Source organism: Aquabacter sp. DMC10, from assembly GCF_056314145.1.
Genome location: NZ_JBQUYX010000001.1, coordinates 838477 through 859786, shown reverse-complemented (window position 1 = coordinate 859786; position 21310 = coordinate 838477). Strand labels below are relative to the sequence as shown.

Genomic DNA, 21310 nt, shown 5'->3' with positions numbered 1-21310 from the left:
ACTGGGCGCATGACCCGGCGCGGGGGGCGCCACCTGCAACCCATCCGGGTACGCGGTCCCCGGTTTACTCTTTGAGGATCGGCCGATGCGTGGCGCGCTCGGCGGCCCCCGCGTGCTCTTGAGACGGCTCCGCGAGGTGATGGCGGAGCCGGTCAGCGCGCAGGACCGCCTGGACAAGATCGTGGTTCTGATCGCTGCCAATATGGTGGCGGAAGTCTGCTCGGTCTATGTGCTGCGCGTCGACCAGACCTTGGAGCTTTACGCCACCGAGGGTCTGAACCGGGACGCCGTCCACCAGACGGTCATGGACGTGCGCGAGGGCCTGGTCGGCCATGTGGCCCGCGAGGCCGAGTCTCTGGCCATCTCCGATGCCCAGAACCATCCAGAATTCTCCTATCGCCCGGAAACGGGCGAAGAGGTCTATAATTCCTTCCTCGGCGTGCCGATCCTGCGGGGCGGCAACACGCTCGGGGTGCTGGTGGTGCAAAACCGCGCCCGGCGCACCTATGCCGAGGAGGAGATCGAGGCGCTCCAGACCACCGCCATGGTACTGGCGGAGATGATCGCTTCCGGCGAGTTGACCGCCCTCGCCAAGCCAGGGGCAGAGCCGGCCGTGCGTCGCTCCCTGCACCTGAAGGGGACGGCGCTGGCCGATGGCCTCGGCCTTGGCCATGTGGTGCTGCACGAGCCGCGGGTGGTGGTGACCAATGTCATTGCCGACGACGTGCAGCGTGAGGCCTCCCGTCTCGATGCGGCCATCGGCAAGCTGCGCGCCTCCATCGACCTGCTGCTGGAGGATGACGGCCTCTCCAAGGCCGGCGAGCACCGGGAGATCCTGGAAGCCTACCGCATGTTCGCCCATGACCGGGGCTGGATGCACAAGATGCGCGAGGCGGTGATGTCCGGCCTCACGGCAGAAGGGGCGGTGGAACGGGTCCAATCCGACACCCGCGCCCGCATCATGCGCGCTTCCGACCCCTATCTGCGCGAGCGCCTGCACGATCTGGACGACTTGGCCAACCGCCTGCTGCGGGAGCTGACCGGCCGGGGCCGCGCCTCCGACCGCACGGACTTGCCGGAGAATGCCATCCTCGTCGCGCGCAATATGAGCCCCGCGGCACTGCTGGACTATGACCGCACCCGGATCCGGGGCCTCGTCCTGGAAGAGGGTGGCACCACCAGCCATGTGACCATTGTCGCCCGCGCGCTCGGCATTGCCGCCGTGGGCCAGGTGGAGAATGCCGCTGGCCTTGCCGACCCTGGCGATCCCGTGATCGTGGACGGCCAGGCCGGGGAGGTGCATCTGCGCCCGCCCGGCGACGTGGAAGCCGCCTATGCGGAGAAGGCGCGCTTCCGCGCCCGCCGTCAGGCCCAATATGCGGCCCTGCGTGACAAGCCCACCGTCACCAAGGATGGCGTGGCGGTGGAACTGAACCTGAACGCCGGCCTGCTGGTGGACCTGCCCCACATCGCCGAGACCGGCGCTTCGGGCATCGGGCTGTTCCGCACCGAGCTTCAGTTCATGATCGCGTCCACCTTCCCGCGCATCTCGGAGCAGCTGAAGCTCTATCGCGCGGTGCTGGATGCGGCGGGCAGCCGGCCCGTGACCTTCCGCACCCTCGATATTGGCGGCGACAAGGTGCTGCCTTACATGCGCATGGTGGAGGAGGAGAATCCGGCGCTGGGCTGGCGCGCCATTCGCCTCGGCCTCGACCGTCCCGGCCTGTTGCGCAGCCAGCTGCGCGCGCTTTTGCGGGCCGGGGCGGGCCGCGACGTGCGCATCATGTTCCCTATGGTGGCGGCCGCTTCCGAGTTCGACCAGGCCAAGGCCATCCTGGAACGGGAAATGACCCATTTGCGCCGGCACGGCCATGGCCTGCCGGAGCGGGTATTCGTGGGCGCCATGGTGGAGGTGCCCTCGCTCCTGTTCCAGCTCGACGAGGTGCTCTCGCGGGTCGACTTCCTCTCGGTCGGCTCCAACGATCTGGTGCAGTTCCTGTTCGCGGTGGACCGCGCCAACATGCGCGTGGCCGATCGTTTCGATCCGCTCTCGCCGCCGGCCTTGCGGGCCTTCCGCATGGTGGCGGAAGCCGGCGCGCGCCATGGCAAGCCGGTGACCCTGTGTGGCGAACTGGCATCCCGGCCGCTGGAGGCCATCGCCCTTGCGGCCGTGGGGTACCGCTCTTTGTCCTTGTCCCCAGCGGCCATCGGCCCGGTGAAGGCCACGCTGTTGCAGCTCGACGTGGCCGCGGCGCGCTCCGTGCTGCTGCCCCTGTTGGAGGATACGTCCGGCCTGGTGGATGTGCGCTCCACCTTGCGGGCCTTTGCCGAACTGAGCGGAATGTCCCTTTGACGCTGTCTTTCCCGCTGTCCGCCCTGCGCAGGACGCGCCCATGAGCTCGGACCTGCAGCAGACCGGCCTGCCCGTGGCCAAGCTCGACGCCCTCGTCGCCCGCCATGCGGAAGTGGAAGCTTTGCTCGCCGCCGGCGCGGAGGGCGAGGAATATGTGCGCCTGGGGCGCGAGTTCTCCGACCTGACGCCGGTGGTGGACGAGGTCCGGGCCCTGCGGGCCGCCGTGCGGGATCTCGCCGACACCCGCGAGCTGATGGCCGATCCCACCTCGGACGCGGAGATGAAGGCGCTCGCCGAAAGCGAGGAGCAGCGCCTGCTTGGCGAGGTGGAGCGCCTCACGCAGGCGGTGCGCATCGCCCTCTTGCCCAAGGACGCCATGGACGAGCGCGGCGTCATCCTGGAAGTGCGCGCCGGCACCGGCGGCGACGAGGCGGCGCTGTTCGCCGGCGATCTCTTTCGCATGTATTCCCGCTATGCGGCCGAAAAGGGCTGGACGGTGGAGGTGCTGTCCGAAAGCGAAGGCACCATGGGCGGCTACAAGGAAGTGGTCGCTGCCCTGCACGGAAAGGGCGCGTTCGCGCGGCTGAAGTTTGAATCGGGCGTCCACCGCGTCCAGCGCGTGCCCCAGACCGAGGCGTCCGGCCGCATTCACACCTCGGCCGCCACCGTGGCCGTCCTGCCCGAGGCGGAAGAGGTGGACGTGGCCATCAATGATGCGGACCTGCGCATCGACGTGTTCCGCGCCCAGGGCGCGGGCGGCCAGCACGTGAACAAGACCGAGAGCGCGGTGCGGATCACCCATCTGCCTACGGGCATCGTGGTGGCCGTGCAGGACGAGCGCTCCCAGCACCGCAACAAGGCCCGCGCCATGGCCTTGCTGCGCGCCCGCATGCTGGATGAGGAACGCCAGCGCAGCGAGGCCAGCCGTGCCGCCGACCGCCGTGGACAGGTGGGCTCCGGCGACCGCTCCGAGCGCATCCGCACCTATAACTTCCCGCAGGGGCGGGTGACCGACCACCGCATCAACCTCACCCTCTACAAGCTGGACGATGTGGTTGCCGGCACCGCGCTTGATGACATCATCGACCCGCTCATCACCGAGCATCAGGCGGAATTGATGGCCTCGGCGGAAGGGAACTGACGCCGGTGGCCGCCCCCTCGCGCAGCGCCCTGCGCCGGCAGATGGTGGCGCGGCTCGCCCATGCGGGCGTGGACACGCCAGACCTGGACGCCCGGGTGCTGATGGCGGAAGCCCTTCAGCTGTCTGCGACCGAAATCGTCACCGAAGGACAGGTGCCGGTGGACGCCGCGAGCGTTGCCCGCATCGAGGCGTTGCTGGCGCGGCGTCTTGCGGGTGAACCGATTGCCCGCATCCTGGGACGGCGGGAATTCTGGAGCCTGTCCTTCTGTCTGTCGGCTGCGACCTTGGTCCCCCGTCCCGACACGGAGACCCTGGTCGAGGCGGCGCTTGACGTGCTCAACGCCACCCCGGCGCCGCGCATTCTCGATCTCGGCACCGGCACAGGCGCGATTCTGGCGGCCCTGCTGTCCGAGAAGCCGGACGCGTTCGGCGTGGCGGTGGATCTCAGCGTCGAGGCGGCGCGCACGGCCCGCGACAATCTGGCGCGACTGGGGCTGTCACGCCGCGCGGTCGTGCTGGTGGGCGACTGGGCGGAGGCGGTGAGCGGCCGTTTCGACCTTGTGGTCTCCAACCCGCCCTATATTCCCAGCCGCGACATCGCCACGCTCCAACACGAAGTGCGCGCACACGATCCTCAGGCGGCCCTCGACGGCGGACCGGACGGACTTGAGGCCTATCGCCGGATTCTCGCGGCCCTTCCGGGCCTGCTGGCGCCGCAGGGCCATGGTGTGCTGGAACTGGGGATCGGGCAGGAGGCGGACGTGGCCGCCCTCGCCCGCGCGGGCGGGCTGGAGGTCCTCGGGCCTGCCCGGCGGGACCTTGGAGGCGTGGCGCGGGCCTTGGTCCTCGGCCTTGCGAGCCACGTGTGAACTGGCGTTGCGGCAGCGCAAATGTGAGGCGGCCCGCGCAAAAATTCCTTGGACACGGGCGGTGAACTGGCTAGTGTCGCTGGCAGGAGTCGAACCGAAGCATTTGGCCGGGATGGCTGAAGCGCGCTCCCGAAATCTCATATGGGGTCGGGTGTGGTCGGAGACGGTGTCGCGAAGGCGCACGGGCGAAGCGCCATTGCGGGCCTCCACGGTTCGGTCATTTTTGCCACTTTCTCATGCGCCTGGCTTTGACCGGGCTGCGTGATGACAGGGCGTGCTGGCCGCGCGAAAGCGCGGGGCGGGGCTCATGGTCGAACTGATCCTGACAAGGCTTTGCGCTCAGCGCCGTGCAGACCCGGACGCGCCGCTGTGCGCGTGTCATTGGGCGCGGTGAGGGCGGGGCGTCGGGTTCTGTCCCGTCCGGGCCGGTGGAATGTCGCTGCGGCGCTGCGCGGCTGCAGCGAGGGGCCCTTTCCCCATCCTCCGTCGCTGACGGCGGGGGGAGGGGAAACGGGGTGCGGTCCCGTCCGCGCAAGCGGGGCGGGATGAAGAACGGCGGGTTCGCCGAGGCAGTAGAGAACGATCCAGATGAGAAATGGTCAGCAGAAGCGCATGCGCGGCCGGAACAATCGCCGCAGCTCCAACCCGGCGACTCGGGTCTATGAGTCGAACGGGCCCGACGGAAAGGTGCGCGGCACCGCCCATCACATCACGGAAAAGTACCAGCAGCTCGCCCGCGACGCCCAGGCGTCCGGCGACCATGTGGCGGCGGAGAATTTCTTCCAGCACGCCGAGCATTATCTGCGCCTGATCGCCTCGCTCCAGGGCCAGTATACGCCGCAGAACGGTTTTGGCCGCGCTGACGACGAGATGGACGAGGACGAGATGGACGATGTGGGCGGTCTCGACGCGCCCCAGCCGTTCGTGCGTGAGCCCTATGCCCAGCGCGACCCGCGTCAGGGCCGGGAAGACCGGCAGTCCCGTGATGACCGTCAGCCGCGGGACGATCGTCAGCCCCGCGAGGATCGGCCCTACCGGGAAGAGCGCTCTTATCGCGACGATCGCGCGCCCCGGGAAGAGCGGCAGCCGCGGGACGATCGCCAGCCTCGCGAGGAGCGCCAGTTCCGAGACGACCGCGCGCCCCGGGACGACCGCGCGCCGCGCGAGGATCGCCAGCCCCGCGACAACCGGCAGGGCAATTTCCAGCGTCGCAATCGCGACGAGGAAAACGGCGAGGGCTACGCGCCGCGCGAATATCGCGGTCGCTCCCGCGATGAGGATGCGGGTGCATACGCCCCCCGCGCCGCCCGGCCGCCGCGCGAAGAGCGCCCCGCCCCGCAGGAGGAAGAGCAGCCGAGCCTCGGCCTGCCCTCTTTCATCACGGCGCCGGTCCCGGTGCCGGTGAAGGAGCGGGCTGAGCCCAAGGAAAAGGCGCCGCGCTCCCGCTCCGCCGAATCCCGTGCCAAAGCCGCCCGCGAGGAAGAGGCCGCCGCTCCCGCCGCCGCGCCAGCGCCCGAGGCCGAGCCGGCTCTGCCCCTCGACGCGGCCCCGGCCACGCCCGCCGACGCCGCTGCGCCCGAGGCGAGCGAGGATCCGGACCGCTATCCCAACGGCCGTCGCCGCCGCCGCTACCGCTCGCGTGCCGAGCGGGCGGAGGAGGGGGGCGCTGCTCCCGCCGAGACCAGCGGCGCGGATTCCTGACCCGACATTAAAAAGGCCGCGCCTTCGGTCCCTAGGGAACCGTCAGGCGCGGCCCAACTGCCGAGAGGCGTCGCCGTCCATAGCCAGGACGGAGATGGCCCGGTAAGCGAGACGGGGAAAGGCCCCCGCTTACACTCGGCCCGTCAAGGCCAGCACGATCACCACGATCAACAGCACGCCGACGAGGCCGCCGGGGCCATAGCCCCAACCGCGGCTATAGCCCCAGGTGGGCAAGGCTCCGATCAGGAGCAAGACCAGGATCACGATCAAAATAGTGTACATCGAAGCGTCCTCCCGACGAAAAGTCTGCCGGGATAACGAGGCGCGTGCCGTGAAGGTTCCGCCGCTCAAAGCGGCGCTGTCGCGCGCTCCAGAAAGGCGCGGGTCGCCGCATCCACGCGGGGGCCGATCTCCTCTTGTACCCGGCGGTGATAGTCATCGACGAAGGCCCGTTCTTCGGGGGAGAGAAGGGCGGTGTCGATCAGGGCGCGGTCATAGGGCGCCAGTGTCAGCACCTCGAAGCCAAGGCAGGGGCGCTCCCCGCCCTCCGGCGCCCGTGGTTCCACCAGCACAAGGGTCTCGATGCGGATGCCGAAGGCTCCCGCCTTGTAGTAGCCGGGCTCGTTGGACAGGATCATGCCGGCCTTCAGCGGCACATAGCCGAGCTTGGAAATGCGCGCCGGCCCCTCATGCACCGAAAGCCCAGCGCCCACGCCGTGGCCGGTGCCGTGCTCGAAATCAAGTCCCGAGGCCCAGAGGAATTGCCGGGCCAGCGGGTCCAGCTGGGAGCCGCTGGTGCCTTCTGGAAACACCGCGCGGGAAATGGCGATGTGGCCCTTCAGCACCTGCGTATAACGGGTGCGCATTTCCGCGGTGGGCGTGCCGACCGCAAGGGTTCGAGTCACGTCCGTGGTGCCATCGGGATATTGGGCGCCGGAATCGATCAGGAACAATTCGTCCGTGCCGATGGCCCGGTTGGTCTCTTCCGTCACCCGATAGTGAACGATGGCGCCATTGGGGCCGGCCCCGGAAATGGTGGGGAAGGACACGTCCTTCAACTCCCCGGTCTCACGGCGGAAGGTTTCGAGCGCCTCCACCGCATCAATCTCGGTCAGGCCCCCCTTTGGCGCGGTCTCCGCGAACCAGTGCAGGAAGCGGGCGAGGGCCACGCCGTCGCGCACATGGGCGCTGCGCATTCCGGCGATCTCCGCTGCATTCTTGCACGCCTTGAGGAGAGTGACCGGATCTGCCCCCTTGGAGACGCGGCCGCCGCCCCGCTCCACCACGCTGCCCAGGTGAACCGGGGCGGTGGCCTGGTCGAGGCGCACGCACCGGCCCTGGGCGAATGCGGCAAGGGTTGCCTCCAGGGCCTCCTCTGGCAACAGGTCTGCCACCTCGCAGAGCGCGGCGCGCACGTCGCCGCCGAGTTTGGCCGGGTCGATGAAGAGGGTGGGTCGCCCTTCCTTGGGGACGAGACTCCAGGCCAGGGGGATCGGGGTGTGGCTTACGTCGCTTCCGCGCACATTGAACAGCCAGGCGGTATTGTGGGGATCTGAAACGAGGACGCCATCGACGCCCTCGCGATCCTTGGCGAGCGCGGCCTGCACCTGCGACAGCTTTTCGGCTGCGGGCACGCCGGCCAAGGTCATGTCCTGCAGGCGCACGGGCGCGGCGGGCGCTGCCGGCCGGTCGGTCCAGATGGGGTCGAGGAGATCCTGCTCCACCGCCACCAGAATGCCACCGACGGCCGCCACGGCCTGGGCCAGGCGCTCCCGGCCGTCGAGGGTGGTGCGCCATGAATCAAAGCCCAGCGAGGCGCCGCGCGGCAGGTTCTCCTCCAGCCAGGCTTCTGGCGTCCGTTGCGCCAGCGGCACCACGGTGAAGGCGGCGGTGTCCACTTGGGCGGGGGCCTGGAGCACATAGCGCCCATCCACGAACAACGCCGCCTTGTCCTCCAGGACCACGCACGTACCGGCCGAGCCGGTAAAGCCGGTGAGCCAGGGCAGGCGCTCTTCCCGCGCCGGAACATATTCGTTCTGGTGCGCATCCGCCCGGGGAATGACGTAGCCGGCAAGTCCCCGCTCCGCCATCACCCCGCGCAAGGCGGTAAGCCGCGCCGCACCGGCGGTGCCGTCGGCCGTGGACGTGAACGACTGGAAGAGCGCCTTGAACGGGGAGGACATGAGGCAGGCCTGAGGTGAGAGAGCTAAAGCCCGAGTCTAGAGCCGGACAGGCGCGCTGTGAATCGCCTGCGGTGGGTGTTGTGCTTGCCGGCCTCTCCAAAGGCCGAGCGCAATCAGGCGGTGGGAGCTGGGGCTGCTGTCTTCGCAACGCCTGGAGGACGTCCCGACGTCCCGCGATGGGGCACCGCTCTTGCGCGCGGCGGTGGGGATTGCGGCTCATCCCCTCTTGCTGGCCGACCCCGCCGCCGTCTATGGTGCGGTCAACGCGGGCGTAGTTCAGTGGTAGAACGACAGCTTCCCAAGCTGTATGTCGTGGGTTCGATTCCCATCGCCCGCTCCAATTTCCGACATTCAGATCCGTTGGTCGCAGCCTTGGGGGCAGGGCGGATCATGTCCGCGCGCACGATCCGGTTGATCGGCGGCATGGCCAGCCGATCAACCCGACCGCAGCCGGATTGCGGAGCCCAGCCGGGCGCGTGGCCTCACAATTTGCGCAGGCTGACTTCCGCGATCTCGTGATCGCCCGCCTTGCGCAGGATGAGATCGGCGCGCTGGCGGGTGGGCAGGATGTTTTCCTGCAGGTTCGGCAGGTTGATGCGGTGCCAGATGGACAGGGCGGTCTGGCGGGCTTCTTCTTCGGTGAGCTTGGAATAGCGGTGGAAGTAGGAGAGGGGGTCCTTGAAGGCGGTCTCCCGCAGCCGCATGAAGCGCTGCACGTACCAATGCTCCAGCACGTCCTCGTCGGCGTCGATATAGACCGAGAAGTCGAAGAAGTCGGAGACGAAGGGAATGCCCGTGCCATCGCGCGGCAGGCGCCCGGTCTGGAGCACGTTCAGGCCCTCCACGATGAGGATGTCCGGGCGGTCCACCTCCACCGTCTGGTCGGGCATCACGTCGTAGAAGAAGTGGCTGTAGAGCGGCGCGCGCACGGGCCGACGGCCAGCCTTGATGTCGGAGAGGAAGGACAGGAGGAGGGGCAGATCGTAGCTCTCCGGGAAGCCCTTCTTCTCCATCAGACCTTCCTTCTCCAGCACCGCATTGGGCAGGAGAAAGCCGTCGGTGGTGACGAGGTCCACCTTCGGGGTGTTGGGCCAGCGGGCAAGCAGGGCCTGGAGCACGCGGGCAGTGGTGGACTTGCCCACCGCCACCGAGCCGGCCACCCCAATGATATAGGGCATCTTGCCCTCGCCGCGCGCGCCATGGTCGAGGAAGTCACTCATGGCCCGGAACAGCTTCTGCGTCGCGCCCACATAAAGCGACAGGAGGCGCGAGAGCGGGAGGTAGATCTCCTCCACCTCGTTCAGCGAGAGCCGGTCGTTGAGGCCCTGCAGGCGCACGATCTCATTCGTGCGCAAGGGCATGGGCGTGTCGCGCCGCAACTCGGCCCAATCGGCACGGGTGAAGGTGCGATAGGGTGAAAGACGAAGGTCCAGCCGCTGGTCCATGCTGCGTGTCTCCCCCATGCGCGCCTCAGCCCTGCTTTCTCGACGCCTTTTCCGCGAGCCCGGATTGCCCAGTGCGCCGCGCCAGTTCGGCATGGACCTCATCCAGCGCCACGCCGCGGGCATGGAGCAGGACGGCAAGATGATACAGGAGGTCGGCGCTTTCGCCGATCAGCTCCTGATGGCTGCCGGACAAGGCGGCGATCACCGTCTCCACGCCCTCTTCCCCCAGCTTCTGGGCGCACTTGGCGACGCCCTTGTCGAGCAGGGTGCGGGTATAGGAACTGCCTGCCTCCGCCGAGGCGCGTGCCGCGACGATGCGTTCGAGATCCAGAAGCGTCACGCGGTCGTCGGACATGGCTTGTGGCTCCCCGCTTCAGCCGTCGAGGCGCACGGGCAGGCCCGCCGCCGCAAGCCGGTCCTTGGCCTGGCGCACCGTGAAGGTGCCGAAATGGAAGATTGAGGCGGCCAGCACCGCCGAGGCGCCGCCTTCGCGCACGCCTTCCACCAGATGGTCGAGATTGCCCACCCCGCCGGACGCGATCACCGGCACATGCACGGCGTCCGAGATGGCGCGGGTGAGCGCCACGTCGAAGCCGAGGCCGGTGCCGTCCCGGTCCATGGAGGTCAAGAGGATTTCGCCGGCGCCGAGGTCCACCACCTCGCGGGCATAGGCCACGGCTTCGAGGCCCGTGGGCTTGCGACCGCCATGGGTGAAGATCTCCCAGCGGTCGGGCTCGCCGGGAGCAGAGACCTTCTTGGCGTCGATGGCGACCACGATGCACTGCTCGCCGAACTTCTCCGCCGCCTCGCCCACGAAGGCGCGGCGGTTCACGGCGGCGGTGTTGATGGACACCTTGTCGGCGCCCGCATGCAGCAAGGTGCGCACATCGTCCACGGTGCGCACGCCCCCACCCACGGTGAGCGGCATGAAGCATTGTTCGGCCGTGCGCTGCACCACGTCCAGGATGGTGCCGCGATTTTCGTGGCTGGCCGTGATGTCGAGGAAGGTCAATTCGTCTGCGCCGGCCGCGTCATAGGCGCGGGCGGCCTCCACCGGGTCGCCGGCATCGCGCAGGTCGACGAATTGCACGCCCTTGACCACGCGCCCGTCCTTCACGTCCAGGCAGGGAATGACGCGGACTTTCAGCATGGCGGTCCTCAGCCCCGGCCGGCCACCAGCGCCAAGGCGGCGCCGGGGTCGAGACGGCCGTCATAAAGCGCGCGCCCGGTGATGGCGCCGGCGAGCTTGGCGGCGCGCGGCTCGATCAGGGCTTCCACGTCCGCCAGGGAGGCAAGGCCCCCGGAGGCGATGACGGGGATGTTGACCGCGTCCGCCAGCGCGATGGTGGCGTCCATGTTCAGGCCCTTCAGCAGGCCGTCGCGGGCAATGTCGGTATAGATGATGGCGGCAACGCCGGCATCCTCGAAGCGGCGGGCAATGTCCTCGGCGGGCAGGTCGGAAGTCTCCGCCCAGCCCTGCACCGCCACCCGCCCGTCGCGGGCGTCGAGGCCAACGGCCACACGGCCGGGATAAGCCCGTGCGGCTTCCTTGACGAAGTCGGGGTCGCGCACGGCGGCGGTGCCGAGGATGACCCGGTTCACGCCCTTGCCCAGCCAGCCTTCCACCGTCGCCATGTCGCGGATGCCGCCGCCGAGCTGAACGGGAATGGAGACGGTTTCCAGGATGCGGTCTACCGCCGCCCCGTTCACCGGACGCCCGGCAAAGGCGCCGTCGAGGTCCACCAGATGGAGATAGCGGAAGCCGATGGCCTCGAACTCGCCCGCCTGGGCGGCGGGGTCGCGGTTGAACACGGTGGCGCGCGCCATGTCGCCCTGTTCCAGGCGCACGGCGAGGCCGTCCTTGAGGTCGATTGCAGGAAACAGGATCACGGGTGCCACTTCAGGAAATTGGCGAGCAGAGCCAAGCCCAGCTTCTGGCTCTTCTCGGGATGGAACTGGGTGCCGGCCACATTGCCGCGCGCCACCGCCGCGGTGACGGTGCCGCCATATTCGGTGGTTGCCAGCCGGTCGGCGGGGTCAGCCACATGCATGTGGTAGGAGTGGACAAAATAGGCATGGAGGCCATCGCGGCCCGTGGGGATGCCGTCGAACAGCGGGTGCACGCGCTCCAGCGTCAGCGTGTTCCAGCCCATGTGCGGGATCTTAAGGGCGGGGTCGGAGGGCTCGATGCGCACCACCTCGCCCTTGATCCAGCCAAGGCCCGCCGTCTCCCCGTGCTCGAGGCCGCGCTCGGCGAGCAATTGAAGACCGACACAGATGCCGAGGAACGGCCGGCCGCGCTGGTGCACGGCCTCCTCCAGCGCTTCCACCATGCCCGGCACGGCATCAAGCCCGCGGCGGCAATCGGCGAAGGCGCCCACGCCCGGCAGCACCACCCGGTCGGCGGTGCGCACGATCTCGGGGTCGCTGGTCACGGCAATCCGCGGCGCGCCGAGGTCGAGCGCGGCCCGCTCCAGCGCTTTCGCGGCGGAGTGCAGGTTGCCCGATCCGTAATCGACGATGGCGACGGTCATGATGCACGCGGCTCCGGGAAGGATCCGATGATGGATGCGCCCGGCCGGCTGGCCCGGGGCGGGATGAGGGTCGCGCTGGCGCTCCGGGGCGTCCAGTTCTTGAAAAAGCGGCGCTCTGCCTCGTCGCGGTCGCGGCCGACCACGACGCCCGCCTCTTCATAACCAAGTCGGCGCAGTTTCATTATGCGCAGGTTGCCAAGCTCAAGGGCAACGAGGAGGTGGAGACCGAAGGTGATTGCCGCCCCCACCTCTTCAGGCATGCCGAGAACCCATTCGCCCACCGCGACGCTGAAGCTGATGGCCAGATAGCCGGCAAAAGCCAGCCAGAGACGGTAGCGCAACAGCACCAGCGGCGCGAACAGGAGGGCCAGAAGGGAGACCTTCTCGCGCACCAACACCACCTGTTCGGCACTCCGCATCGGCGTGTCGTTCACCTTGTCCAGGGTCAGGACGCTCCAGACGGCCATGTCGGTCTCCGCAGTCGCTCTCCGCAGTCGCTCTCCGAACGCGCGCGCTCAGACGCCGAGCGCGCCCTTGGTGGAGGGAATTTCGCCGGCCGCGGCCGGATCGATGGCCACCGCCGCGCGCAGCGCGCGGGCAAGGCCCTTGAAGCAGCTTTCAGCGATATGGTGGTTGTTGTCGCCGTAGAGCGTCTCCACGTGCAGCGTCACGCCCGCATTGGAGGCGAAGGCCTGGAAGAATTCACGCACCAGCTCGGTGTCGAACTCCCCGATCTTGGGGGCGCTGAACGTGGTGCGGAACACCAGGTAGGGGCGGCCGGAAATGTCGAGGGCCACGCGGGTCAGCGTCTCGTCCATGGGCAGGTGCAGATCGGCATAGCGCGTGATGCCGCGCATGTCGCCGAGCGCACGCCGCACCGCCTGGCCGAGCACGATGCCCACATCCTCGGTGGTGTGGTGGAAGTCCACATGCAGGTCGCCTTCCGCCACGATGTCCAGGTCGAACCGGGCGTGGCGGGCAAGGAGGTCGAGCATATGGTCCAGGAAGCCGATGCCCGTGGCCATGTGGCTACGGCCCGTGCCGTCGAGGTCGACGGACAGGCGCACCTTCGTTTCCTTCGTCTCGCGGACGATCTCGGCCTTACGCATGGAACTCCTCCAAGGCCGGGCCTTCTAGCAGTTTGGGTGCTGCAACGCCATATGGCGATTGCATGACGCGGCGCGCGGGTGTGCAAGGAAATCTGGGCGCGCGCGACAAGGCCCTCGGACAGGCGGGTCAATTCCCCTTGAGTCCCCGCACCGCCTCCTTTTCTATGCGCCCTGCGTCGAGAGAAGGACGAAGAATGGCCCTCGCCACCGATCCGCAGCTTTATGTCCATGTCCGGGTGGTCATGGGCATGATCCTGGGCCTGTCCGTGACCCGCATCCTGAGCGGCATCGCCAAGTTCATCCAGCATCCGCATGAGCATCAGATCAGCCGCATCCACCTGGGATGGGCAGTGGTGACGCTGCTGAGTGCCGTCATGTTCTGGTGGTGGGAGTATCGCCTGTCCTGGATCGAGTGGAATTTTGCCATCTATTTCTTCGTCCTGGTCTATGCCAGCGTCTTCTATTTCATGTGCGTCATTCTGTTCCCCGACCATCTGGGGGAATATGGCAGTTACAGTTCCTATTTTTATGCCAAACGCCGCTGGTTCTTCGGTATCCTAGCCTTGTCCCACATGCTGGACATGGTCGATACCTCGCTGAAGGGCATGGAATACGTGCGCATGGTCGGGGGGCTGCAGGCCTCGGTCTCGGTCCTGCTGATCGCCGGGTGCCTGATCGCCATGCGCACGAAGAGCCCGCGCTTCCACGCCGCCTTCCTGGCCACCGCGCTGGGGTGCCAGATCCTGCTGATCGCCCAACAGCTCTACACCCTGTGAGGAGGCTCCGATGTCGCAGTTTGCCACCAATGACGGCCTGATGCTCGCCTATGACGTGGCGGGGGAGGGGGCACCGCTGCTCATCATCAGCGGCCTTTCGGCGGACCGGGCGTTCTGGTCCTTCAGTCGCCCCTATTTGAAGGGCCTGCGCTCCATCGCCTTCGACAACCGGGACATCGGCGCCAGCTCGCAGGCCTCGGCTGGCTATCGCGTCACCGACATGGCGCGCGATGCATTGGCGGTGCTCGATGCGGCGGGGGTTGAGCGCGCCCATGTGATCGGCCATTCCATGGGCGGCTTTATCGCCCAGGAACTGGCGCTCATGGCGCCCGAGCGGGTGGATCGGCTGGTCCTGTGCAACACGCTCGGGCGGCAGAACCTTTATACGCGGGAACTGCTCGGCCTTCTGGTGCGCCTGCGCACGGAGATTGCCGACCCGATCCTCTATGTCTCGACGCTGGCCACCTTCACCCTTGGGCGCGACACGCTTGCCAAGGTGCCGCTCGGCGACATCGCCAAGGCGACGGTGGAGGCCGGTCCCCTCCAGCCGGTGGCGGGCTTCACCCGCCAGGCGCAGGCCTGCGCCGATGCGGACACCCTCGACCGGATCAAGGCCATCCGCGCGGCGACCTTGGTGTTGTCGAGCCCCGACGATCGTTTCTTTGCCCAGCCCTTTTCCGATGCGCTCATAGCCGCTATTCCCGGCGCCAGGGGCGTTCAGGTGCCGCAGACCGGCCATTGCCCCATGGTGGAGGCACCCGAAGCCTTTGCCGCAGCCGTGCGCGGCTTTCTCCTGGGGTGAGCCTGGCCATCCGGCGGAGGCGGGACATTGCGCCGGCGCGGGAACGCCTTAAGTAAGAGGCGCAATCGGAGCCCCAAATGCACTCTCCCGACACCATCTACGGCACCACCATCGTTTCCGTGCGCAAGGGCAATCGGGTCGCCATCGCCGGCGACGGCCAGGTCACGCTCGGCCAGACGGTGCTCAAGGCCAATGCCCGCAAGGTCCGCCGCCTCGGTAAGGGCGATGTGATCGGGGGCTTCGCGGGGGCAACCGCCGATGCCTTCACCCTGTTCGAGCGCCTGGAAGCCAAGCTGGAACAGTATCCCGGCCAGTTGCAGCGCGCGGCGGTGGAACTGGCCAAGGACTGGCGCACGGACCGTTATCTGCGGCGCCTGGAGGCCATGATGATCGTGGCCGACGCCAATATTACGCTGGTGCTCACCGGCACGGGCGACGTGCTGGAGCCGGAAGCGGGCGTGGCTGGCATCGGTTCGGGCGGCTCCTTCGCGCTGGCGGCCGCCCGGGCGCTCCTCGACCGCGAAGAGGATCCGGAGGTGATCGTGCGCCGCTCCCTGGAGATCGCCGCAGACATCTGTGTCTATACCAACCGCAACATCGTCATCGAGACCATCGGCGGCTGAGCGTCGCGTCCGCCGCTGACCGCTTGTCGCGTTACGAAAGAAAATCCATGAGCGACTTTTCCCCCCGCGAGATCGTCTCCGAGCTCGATCGCCATATTGTCGGCCAGGGCAAGGCCAAGCGCGCGGTGGCCATCGCCTTGCGCAACCGCTGGCGCCGCCAGCAGCTCGAAGGCCATATGCGCGAGGAGGTGCTGCCCAAGAACATCCTCATGATCGGCCCGACCGGCGTCGGCAAGACCGAGATTTCCCGCCGCCTCGCGCGTCTTGCCGGCGCGCCCTTCCTGAAGGTGGAGGCCACCAAGTTCACGGAAGTGGGCTATGTGGGCCGGGACGTTGAGCAGATCGTCCGCGACCTCGTGGAAGTCGGCATCGGCCTCGTGCGCGATGCCAAGCGCAAGGACGTGCAGGCCCGGGCGCATCTGGCCGCCGAGGAGCGGGTGCTGGATGCCCTGGTGGGCGCCAATTCCTCCTCCGCCACCCGCGAGGCCTTCCGCAAGCGCCTGCGTGCCGGGGAGTTGGACGACAAGGAAGTGGAGATCGAGGTCCAGGCCGGTGGCCAGGGCATGCCCATGTTCGAAATCCCCGGCATGCCCGGCGCCCAGATGGGCGCGGTCTCCCTGGGCGACATGCTGGGCAAGGCCTTTGGCGGGCGCACCCGCACCCGCCGGGTGCTGGTGAAGGATGCCCATCCGCTCCTCCTGACCGAGGAAGCGGACAAGCTCATTGACCAGGAGGCCACCACTCAGGAGGCGATCCATGCGGTGGAGAATAACGGCATCGTCTTCCTGGACGAGATCGACAAGATCGCCGGCCGGGAAGGGCGCTCCGGCGCCGATGTCTCCCGCGAGGGCGTGCAGCGCGACCTGCTGCCCCTGATCGAAGGCACGACGGTCTCCACCAAGCATGGACCGGTGAAGACCGACCACATCCTCTTCATCGCGTCCGGCGCCTTCCATGTGTCCAAGCCCTCCGATCTCCTGCCGGAGCTTCAGGGTCGCCTGCCCATCCGGGTGGAACTGGAAGCCCTGACCCGTGCCGACTTCGTGCGCATCCTCACCGAGACCGAGGCGAGCCTCGTCAAGCAGCAGGTGGCGCTCATGGCCACCGAGGGCGTCACCCTCGACATCACCCCCGATGCGGTGGAAGCCATTGCCGATGCGGCGGTGGAGGTGAATTCCAGCGTCGAGAATATCGGCGCCCGCCGCCTCCAGACGGTGATGGAGCGGGTGCTGGATGATCTGTCCTTCACCGCTCCCGACCGCTCCGGCGAACAGGTGGTGATCGATGCGGACTACGTGCGCCAGCGGGTAAGCGATCTGGCGAAAAATGCCGATCTGAGCCGCTTCATCCTGTGAGGCGTGCGGCCCCTATGGGCCGTCACGGGAGGTCCTGCGGGCCTCCCGTGACGGCTTCAGCGGCGCTTGCGCACAGGCAAACGCTTGATTGCTTTGGCGTCTGGCGTATCCATCCCGTGTGTCGGACCGGGCCTGGCAGCGCAGATCCTGTGCCGCCCGCGTGAGGTCAGCCGCGCGACATATGGGGCTCGATGTCGCTCTGGACGTGGCCGGCGGCCTCGATTTCTCCGATCACGCGGCCGGACGTCTGCTCGCTGGGGAGCAGATAGCGGATGGCGCGCCGCACGCTGGCAAAGCCGCCGGGGGCGTCGCGCACCAGGGCGGACACCACCTGCTCCTCCTCCTCCGTCCGCCCGAGCGTGCGCAGGGCGAGAGCCAAGCCAATGCGGTTGCTGATGGAGGGCTTGGCAGACAGCAGCGGCAGCAAGGTGTTGGCCATCTTCGCATCGGAGGTCAGGAAGGCGGCGATGGCCAGATAGGCGTCCTGATTGGCGTTGCGCGTGGCGCCGTGCTCACGGGCGCCGACAAGCATGGCCTCCCCCCGTTCCGGCTGGCCGAGGCCGATCAGGATCGTGCCCACGGACGCCTGCGTGTCATAGTCGAGGGGGTTGAGGGTGAGGGCCTTGTCGGCGGAGGCGAGGGCCTCCTCGGCATCGCCCCGTGCGAAAGCGGCGATGGCCAGGATGCGGGCGGCGAACGCGCTGTTGGGCGCAAGATCGGCGCCGATGTCGGCCTCCGCCTCGATGGTGGCGAGCACGGCGGGATCGGGATCGCGGTCAAGGTCCGCCCGCACTTCGCTCAAGAGCAGATAGGCCTTCAGCGAATGGACCACGCCATAGCCGTTGTCATGGGCCACCAGCCGGTCAATGCAGGCATGGGCTGCCGGCCTCTGACCGGCGTCCTCGCCGCGGATGACGGCGAAGGTCTGGGCGATGCAGGAGAAACCGGAGGCAGGCGCGTCGATCTTCGCCTGCGCGCGGGCGCGGGTGGGGAGCACGCCATGCAATTGCATGACTGACGTGGCCACGTCGCGCACCACCTTCTGCTCCAGGTCCGCGCTGCGCCGAAGCCCGTCCATCTCGGTGGACCAGACGATCACGCCGCTGCACCGGTCCGTCAGGCGGAACAGGAGGGACTGGGTCCCATTGTCATGCTTCTCGGCGAGGCCGCCGAGCGAGAAGACGGAGCGGGGCGGGGCGCCGCGGCATTCGGAGACGGAGGCGTCCGAACCGGGGGTGACCACATCGACGAAATCGAAGCGGGCGAACGCGTCGCGCATGCGGGCCTCGAGCGCGTGGATCTCGTCGGAGGCGGGGGCCGCGCTGCCGGACATCTCGAACGGCCGCACTTCCAGGATCGGCATGCCCATCCGGTCGGCAAGATCGGCCGGGCTCAGAGCGCGGTTGCCGAAGGCGATGGTGACCGAGGAGGGGCCGCTTTCCACGGTGGGGGCGAGCAGAAAAAGGGCTCCGGCCATCACCGCGAAGGCGGCGACGCACGCGCCGAGCAAGGTGGGCCAAATCCGCTTGCGCTGCCGCAAGGCTGGCGCGGGTGTGTCTTGGGGCGCGAGGGGCGGGGCGATCTCGGTCGGCAGGTCCGGGCGTGCGGCGCGGGGGCGGAACAGGGGGACATAGGCCCCCTTCGGGATGAAAATCTCAATGGAATCCGTGGCGCCGGCCCCTGTATAATACCTCTCAAGGGAACGCCGGAGGCGGGTGGCCTCCACCCGGACGATGGGGTCGGACTGGGGGTCGAAGGAAGCGGGGCGGCCAAGGGCCTCCACGGCAATGGTGTAGCCCTTGATCTCGTCCGCCCGCCCGGACAGCGTGGTTTCAACCACATAGCGCAGGAAGTCGGCGAGGCGGGGGGAGGAAACGAACTCTTCCGAGCCCAGCAGCCGCGCCAATGCCGCCCGCACCTCATCGGGAGAGGTGGCCTGATCCTCGGGCAGATCTGAGCTTAGGGACGTGTTCGTCACGTTGTTCTTCACACGATGTCTGAACAGGCCCCCCTGCCGGGCGGCCATGATGCGATACCTGACCTTAAGTCAGTTCATGCCATTTTTCGAGCCCGCCGCATAGCACCGGCCGGACCCCGGCTGACGTGACGTGTTCCCTCCCGTCCCCGGCCCTGATAGCTTCCCACCACCACGGCGATTATGAGGCCGGTGGATCTGCCCTTCGGGCGGCAAGGAGACAATCATGGCTTTGGATGACGTGACGGACCGGGTGGTGACGGGAGTCGTGCCGAACGATCTGGAAGCCTTCTGGATGCCGTTCACTGCTAACCGGGCTTTCAAGAAGCGTCCGCGGCTGATCTCCCGTGCCAAGGATATGCACTATTACACGCCGGAGGGGAAACCCATTCTGGACGGCGTCGCCGGCCTTTGGTGCACCAATCCCGGCCATAATCGCGACGAGATCGTCGAGGCCATCCGCGCCTCCGCCTCGGAGCTGGACTTCGCCCCCACCTTCCAGTTCGGCCACCCCGCCGCCTTCACGGTGGCGAGCCGCATCGCCGCGCTGGCGCCGGCCGATCTCGACCATGTGTTCTTCTGCAATTCCGGCTCGGAGGCGGTGGATACCGCGCTGAAGATCGCGCTGGCCTACCAGAATGTCATCGGCCAGGGCTCGCGCACCCGCCTCATCGGCCGCGAGCGCGGCTATCACGGGGTGGGCTTCGGCGGCATCTCGGTGGGCGGCATCGTGCCCAACCGCAAGGCCTTCGGCACGCTGCTCACCGGCGTCGACCATTTGCCGACCACCTATGACCGCGCCCACCAGGCCTTCACCAAGGGCGAGCCCGACTATGGCGCGCACTTTGCCGATGAGCTGGAGCGCATCGTCGCCCTGCATGATGCCTCCACCATCGCGGCGGTGATCGTGGAGCCCATGGCCGGCTCCACCGGCGTCATCCCGGCGCCCAAGGGCTATCTGCAGCGCCTGCGCGAGATCTGCGACAAGCACGGCATCCTGCTGATTTTCGACGAGGTCATCACCGGCTTCGGGCGCCTCGGCCATGCCTTTGCCGCCGAACGCTATGGGGTGGTGCCGGACATCATCACCTTTGCCAAGGGGGTGACTGCCGGCGCGGTGCCCATGGGTGGCGCCATCGTGCGGGGCAAGATCCACGACGCCTTCATGAAGGGCCCGGAACACGTCATCGAGATGTTCCACGGCTACACCTATTCCGCCCACCCGCTGGCCTGCGCCGCCTCTTTGGCGACGCTGGATCTTTATGCCCGCGAGGATCTGTTCGCCCGCGCCAAGCGCCTGGAGCCCCTGTGGGCCGATGCGGTCATGAGCCTGCGCGACAAGCCCGGCGTGGTGGACATCCGCACGGTGGGCATCACCGCCGGCATCGACCTCGCCCCCAAGGCGGGCACGCCCGGGCTGCGCGGTTATGCGACGCTGGAGACCGCCTTCCACGACCAGGGCATCATGGTGCGCTCCACCGGCGACACCATCGCCCTCACCCCGCCCCTCATCATTTCCGAGGCGCAGGTGGGCGAGCTGATCGAGAAGGTGGGCGCCGCGATCACAGCCACCGCTTGAGCTGGCACGCGAGGCAAAGAGGCGGGCGTGGGTCCCATGCCCGCCTTCTTGCATCCGGACGGGCGTCGCCGGTCAGGGCATTTCCGCATTTCATGGAAGCGTTGAAATGCTCTTGGTCGTCGGAAGGCGTCGCGCCAGCCAGGCGCCCCAGAACAAGCTCGCAAAGAACCGCACAGGTTCCTCGAAGCCTGCTTCTGTCAACAGAGCGATCACCGCTTCCTCTGACCGAGGCGGCTCTGCGCCCTCCAGTATCCTGCTCATCTTGGCCTTCACCTCTTCCGGCCCCGAGCCGTTCATGCGCCAACGGGTCGCCCAAGCGGCCATGAATAAGGGGTGCGAAGCGTAGGCCCGGTAATTTCCGGCAACGACCAAAGGCGCGCCGGGCCGCAACCGCATTGCGATCTGCGCCAGAAGATCTTCCTTGGCCGCATCACCCCTCAGGTGGTGCAACACGCCGATCATGATCGCAGCGTCGAATAACGGGGAGGGTGCCAGATCGGCAACCGTGCCCGGAACGGTTGCCACCCGATCGAACACGCCGGCCTCGATCAAAAGGGTGCGTGCAAGGTCCAGCATCGGTGGCGACGGATCGACGGCGACAAAGGACCATCCTGGCTCCAGCCGTGCGGCGGCGATGATTTCGCCCGCTGTGCCTCCGGCTCCCACCACCAGGACCCGCGCCGGCTTTCCTTCGCCCAAGGTTGCCGACAACATGCAAGCGGAAAGCTCATGGCATGCGTCATATCCAGCCAGGGCGATCCGGCTTTGGCGGGCATATTCCCCGGCGCGGGCGGCGTCGAATTTGGCGGCGGAGTCCTGTGTCATGCGGTCTCTTGTCCGTTCTATCGGCAGCGGGCTGGTGCGT

General features: G+C 67.8%; 20 protein-coding genes and 1 tRNA gene. 10 read left to right on the top strand and 11 right to left on the bottom strand.

What is annotated here, in order from left to right; translation table 11 throughout:
* Positions 1 to 85 precede the first annotated feature (85 nt).
* The 4 genes from ptsP to ACT54L_RS03880 all read left to right on the top strand — a co-directional run bounded on the left by ptsP (position 86) and on the right by ACT54L_RS03880 (position 6064).
* A complete protein-coding gene (gene ptsP, locus ACT54L_RS03895; RefSeq protein ID WP_476084216.1) occupies positions 86 to 2353 on the top strand; it encodes a phosphoenolpyruvate--protein phosphotransferase in 2268 nt (755 codons plus the stop codon).
* Between the two features lie 40 nt (positions 2354 to 2393).
* A complete protein-coding gene (prfA, locus tag ACT54L_RS03890; RefSeq protein WP_476084215.1) occupies positions 2394 to 3494 on the top strand; it encodes a peptide chain release factor 1 in 1101 nt (366 codons plus the stop codon).
* Between the two features lie 41 nt (positions 3495 to 3535).
* The gene (gene prmC / locus ACT54L_RS03885; RefSeq protein ID WP_476084409.1) at positions 3536 to 4363 is read left to right on the top strand and encodes a peptide chain release factor N(5)-glutamine methyltransferase; all 828 of its coding nucleotides are present in this window, start codon (positions 3536 to 3538) and stop codon (positions 4361 to 4363) included.
* Positions 4364 to 4951: 588 nt separating this feature from the next.
* Positions 4952 to 6064: a DUF4167 domain-containing protein gene (locus ACT54L_RS03880; RefSeq protein ID WP_476084214.1), complete on the top strand. Its 1113-nt coding sequence runs from the start codon at positions 4952 to 4954 to the stop codon at positions 6062 to 6064.
* Positions 6065 to 6193: 129 nt separating this feature from the next.
* Here ACT54L_RS03880 and ACT54L_RS03875 read toward each other — a convergent pair whose 3' ends face one another.
* Together ACT54L_RS03875 and ACT54L_RS03870 are read right to left on the bottom strand one after the other, a co-directional pair.
* Positions 6194 to 6346, bottom strand: coding sequence for a DUF3309 family protein (locus tag ACT54L_RS03875; protein ID WP_274775765.1), 153 nt, complete (start codon positions 6344 to 6346; stop codon positions 6194 to 6196).
* Positions 6347 to 6411: 65 nt separating this feature from the next.
* Positions 6412 to 8247, bottom strand: a complete 1836-nt coding sequence (locus tag ACT54L_RS03870) for an aminopeptidase P family protein (RefSeq protein WP_476084213.1) — start codon at positions 8245 to 8247, stop codon at positions 6412 to 6414.
* Positions 8248 to 8512: 265 nt separating this feature from the next.
* Here ACT54L_RS03870 and ACT54L_RS03865 point away from each other — a divergent pair.
* Positions 8513 to 8587 (top strand) — tRNA-Gly (locus tag ACT54L_RS03865).
* 142 nt (positions 8588 to 8729) lie between these two features.
* Here ACT54L_RS03865 and coaA read toward each other — a convergent pair.
* Genes coaA through hisB form a run of 7 tightly spaced genes read right to left on the bottom strand, consistent with a single transcriptional unit; the run spans position 8730 to position 13335 of the window.
* Positions 8730 to 9692, bottom strand: a complete 963-nt coding sequence (gene coaA / locus ACT54L_RS03860; RefSeq protein WP_476084212.1) for a type I pantothenate kinase — start codon at positions 9690 to 9692, stop codon at positions 8730 to 8732.
* A 25-nt stretch (positions 9693 to 9717) separates the two neighbouring features.
* Positions 9718 to 10047 carry a phosphoribosyl-ATP diphosphatase gene (locus ACT54L_RS03855; RefSeq protein ID WP_476084211.1) on the bottom strand — a complete coding sequence of 110 codons (330 nt, stop codon included), beginning with the start codon at positions 10045 to 10047 and terminating at the stop codon, positions 9718 to 9720.
* 18 nt (positions 10048 to 10065) lie between these two features.
* Positions 10066 to 10842 (bottom strand): imidazole glycerol phosphate synthase subunit HisF, encoded by a 777-nt coding sequence (gene hisF, locus ACT54L_RS03850; RefSeq protein ID WP_476084210.1) that lies wholly within the window; start codon positions 10840 to 10842, stop codon positions 10066 to 10068.
* 8 nt (positions 10843 to 10850) lie between these two features.
* The gene (gene hisA, locus ACT54L_RS03845) at positions 10851 to 11591 is read right to left on the bottom strand and encodes a 1-(5-phosphoribosyl)-5-[(5-phosphoribosylamino)methylideneamino]imidazole-4-carboxamide isomerase (RefSeq protein WP_476084209.1); all 741 of its coding nucleotides are present in this window, start codon (positions 11589 to 11591) and stop codon (positions 10851 to 10853) included.
* The gene (gene hisH / locus ACT54L_RS03840; protein ID WP_476084208.1) at positions 11579 to 12226 is read right to left on the bottom strand and encodes an imidazole glycerol phosphate synthase subunit HisH; all 648 of its coding nucleotides are present in this window, start codon (positions 12224 to 12226) and stop codon (positions 11579 to 11581) included. Before hisH ends, hisA begins: the two co-directional genes overlap by 13 nt.
* Complete coding sequence (locus ACT54L_RS03835) at positions 12223 to 12693, bottom strand: DUF2628 domain-containing protein (RefSeq protein WP_476084207.1); 471 nt, start codon at positions 12691 to 12693, stop codon at positions 12223 to 12225. The genes hisH and ACT54L_RS03835 overlap by 4 nt, the downstream gene beginning before the upstream one ends.
* Before the next feature lie 48 nt (positions 12694 to 12741).
* Positions 12742 to 13335, bottom strand: a complete 594-nt coding sequence (gene hisB / locus ACT54L_RS03830; RefSeq protein ID WP_476084206.1) for an imidazoleglycerol-phosphate dehydratase HisB — start codon at positions 13333 to 13335, stop codon at positions 12742 to 12744.
* Between the two features lie 194 nt (positions 13336 to 13529).
* Between hisB and ACT54L_RS03825 the strand changes: the two genes are divergently transcribed.
* From ACT54L_RS03825 to hslU, 4 genes are all read left to right on the top strand, one after another.
* Positions 13530 to 14111 carry a hypothetical protein gene (locus ACT54L_RS03825; RefSeq protein WP_476084205.1) on the top strand — a complete coding sequence of 194 codons (582 nt, stop codon included), beginning with the start codon at positions 13530 to 13532 and terminating at the stop codon, positions 14109 to 14111.
* 10 nt (positions 14112 to 14121) lie between these two features.
* On the top strand, positions 14122 to 14913 hold the full coding sequence (locus tag ACT54L_RS03820) for an alpha/beta fold hydrolase (RefSeq protein WP_476084204.1): 792 nt from the start codon (positions 14122 to 14124) through the stop codon (positions 14911 to 14913).
* A gap of 77 nt (positions 14914 to 14990) precedes the next feature.
* Entirely contained in the window at positions 14991 to 15536 is a 546-nt protein-coding gene (gene hslV / locus ACT54L_RS03815) for an ATP-dependent protease subunit HslV (protein WP_274775796.1), read from the top strand.
* A gap of 47 nt (positions 15537 to 15583) precedes the next feature.
* Positions 15584 to 16891, top strand: coding sequence for an ATP-dependent protease ATPase subunit HslU (gene hslU, locus ACT54L_RS03810; protein ID WP_476084203.1), 1308 nt, complete (start codon positions 15584 to 15586; stop codon positions 16889 to 16891).
* A 166-nt stretch (positions 16892 to 17057) separates the two neighbouring features.
* Here the strand turns inward: hslU and ACT54L_RS03805 are convergent, their stop codons facing one another.
* Complete coding sequence (locus ACT54L_RS03805) at positions 17058 to 18869, bottom strand: tetratricopeptide repeat protein (RefSeq protein ID WP_476084202.1); 1812 nt, start codon at positions 18867 to 18869, stop codon at positions 17058 to 17060.
* 223 nt (positions 18870 to 19092) lie between these two features.
* On the opposite strand from ACT54L_RS03805, the gene aptA reads away from it, so the two are divergent.
* A complete protein-coding gene (aptA, locus tag ACT54L_RS03800) occupies positions 19093 to 20445 on the top strand; it encodes an omega-aminotransferase AptA (RefSeq protein ID WP_476084201.1) in 1353 nt (450 codons plus the stop codon).
* 90 nt (positions 20446 to 20535) lie between these two features.
* Here aptA and ACT54L_RS03795 read toward each other — a convergent pair whose 3' ends face one another.
* The gene (locus ACT54L_RS03795; protein ID WP_476084200.1) at positions 20536 to 21270 is read right to left on the bottom strand and encodes an SAM-dependent methyltransferase; all 735 of its coding nucleotides are present in this window, start codon (positions 21268 to 21270) and stop codon (positions 20536 to 20538) included.
* Between the last annotated feature and the right edge of the window lie 40 nt (positions 21271 to 21310).

What these genes read in the sequence shown, in the direction of transcription:
- coaA (WP_476084212.1), bottom strand. Translation starts at nt 9,692, where the DNA reads ATGGACCAGCGGCTGGACCTTCGTCTTTCACCCTATCGCACCTTCACC.
- ACT54L_RS03875 (WP_274775765.1), bottom strand. Translation starts at nt 6,346, where the DNA reads ATGTACACTATTTTGATCGTGATCCTGGTCTTGCTCCTGATCGGAGCC.
- aptA (WP_476084201.1), top strand. Translation starts at nt 19,093, where the DNA reads ATGGCTTTGGATGACGTGACGGACCGGGTGGTGACGGGAGTCGTGCCG.
- ACT54L_RS03795 (WP_476084200.1), bottom strand. Translation starts at nt 21,270, where the DNA reads ATGACACAGGACTCCGCCGCCAAATTCGACGCCGCCCGCGCCGGGGAA.
- hisB (WP_476084206.1), bottom strand. Translation starts at nt 13,335, where the DNA reads ATGCGTAAGGCCGAGATCGTCCGCGAGACGAAGGAAACGAAGGTGCGC.
- prmC (WP_476084409.1), top strand. Translation starts at nt 3,536, where the DNA reads ATGGTGGCGCGGCTCGCCCATGCGGGCGTGGACACGCCAGACCTGGAC.
- hisF (WP_476084210.1), bottom strand. Translation starts at nt 10,842, where the DNA reads ATGCTGAAAGTCCGCGTCATTCCCTGCCTGGACGTGAAGGACGGGCGC.
- hslV (WP_274775796.1), top strand. Translation starts at nt 14,991, where the DNA reads ATGCACTCTCCCGACACCATCTACGGCACCACCATCGTTTCCGTGCGC.
- hslU (WP_476084203.1), top strand. Translation starts at nt 15,584, where the DNA reads ATGAGCGACTTTTCCCCCCGCGAGATCGTCTCCGAGCTCGATCGCCAT.
- ACT54L_RS03825 (WP_476084205.1), top strand. Translation starts at nt 13,530, where the DNA reads ATGGCCCTCGCCACCGATCCGCAGCTTTATGTCCATGTCCGGGTGGTC.
- prfA (WP_476084215.1), top strand. Translation starts at nt 2,394, where the DNA reads ATGAGCTCGGACCTGCAGCAGACCGGCCTGCCCGTGGCCAAGCTCGAC.
- ACT54L_RS03835 (WP_476084207.1), bottom strand. Translation starts at nt 12,693, where the DNA reads ATGGCCGTCTGGAGCGTCCTGACCCTGGACAAGGTGAACGACACGCCG.
- ACT54L_RS03870 (WP_476084213.1), bottom strand. Translation starts at nt 8,247, where the DNA reads ATGTCCTCCCCGTTCAAGGCGCTCTTCCAGTCGTTCACGTCCACGGCC.
- hisH (WP_476084208.1), bottom strand. Translation starts at nt 12,226, where the DNA reads ATGACCGTCGCCATCGTCGATTACGGATCGGGCAACCTGCACTCCGCC.
- ACT54L_RS03855 (WP_476084211.1), bottom strand. Translation starts at nt 10,047, where the DNA reads ATGTCCGACGACCGCGTGACGCTTCTGGATCTCGAACGCATCGTCGCG.
- ACT54L_RS03820 (WP_476084204.1), top strand. Translation starts at nt 14,122, where the DNA reads ATGTCGCAGTTTGCCACCAATGACGGCCTGATGCTCGCCTATGACGTG.
- ptsP (WP_476084216.1), top strand. Translation starts at nt 86, where the DNA reads ATGCGTGGCGCGCTCGGCGGCCCCCGCGTGCTCTTGAGACGGCTCCGC.
- ACT54L_RS03880 (WP_476084214.1), top strand. Translation starts at nt 4,952, where the DNA reads ATGAGAAATGGTCAGCAGAAGCGCATGCGCGGCCGGAACAATCGCCGC.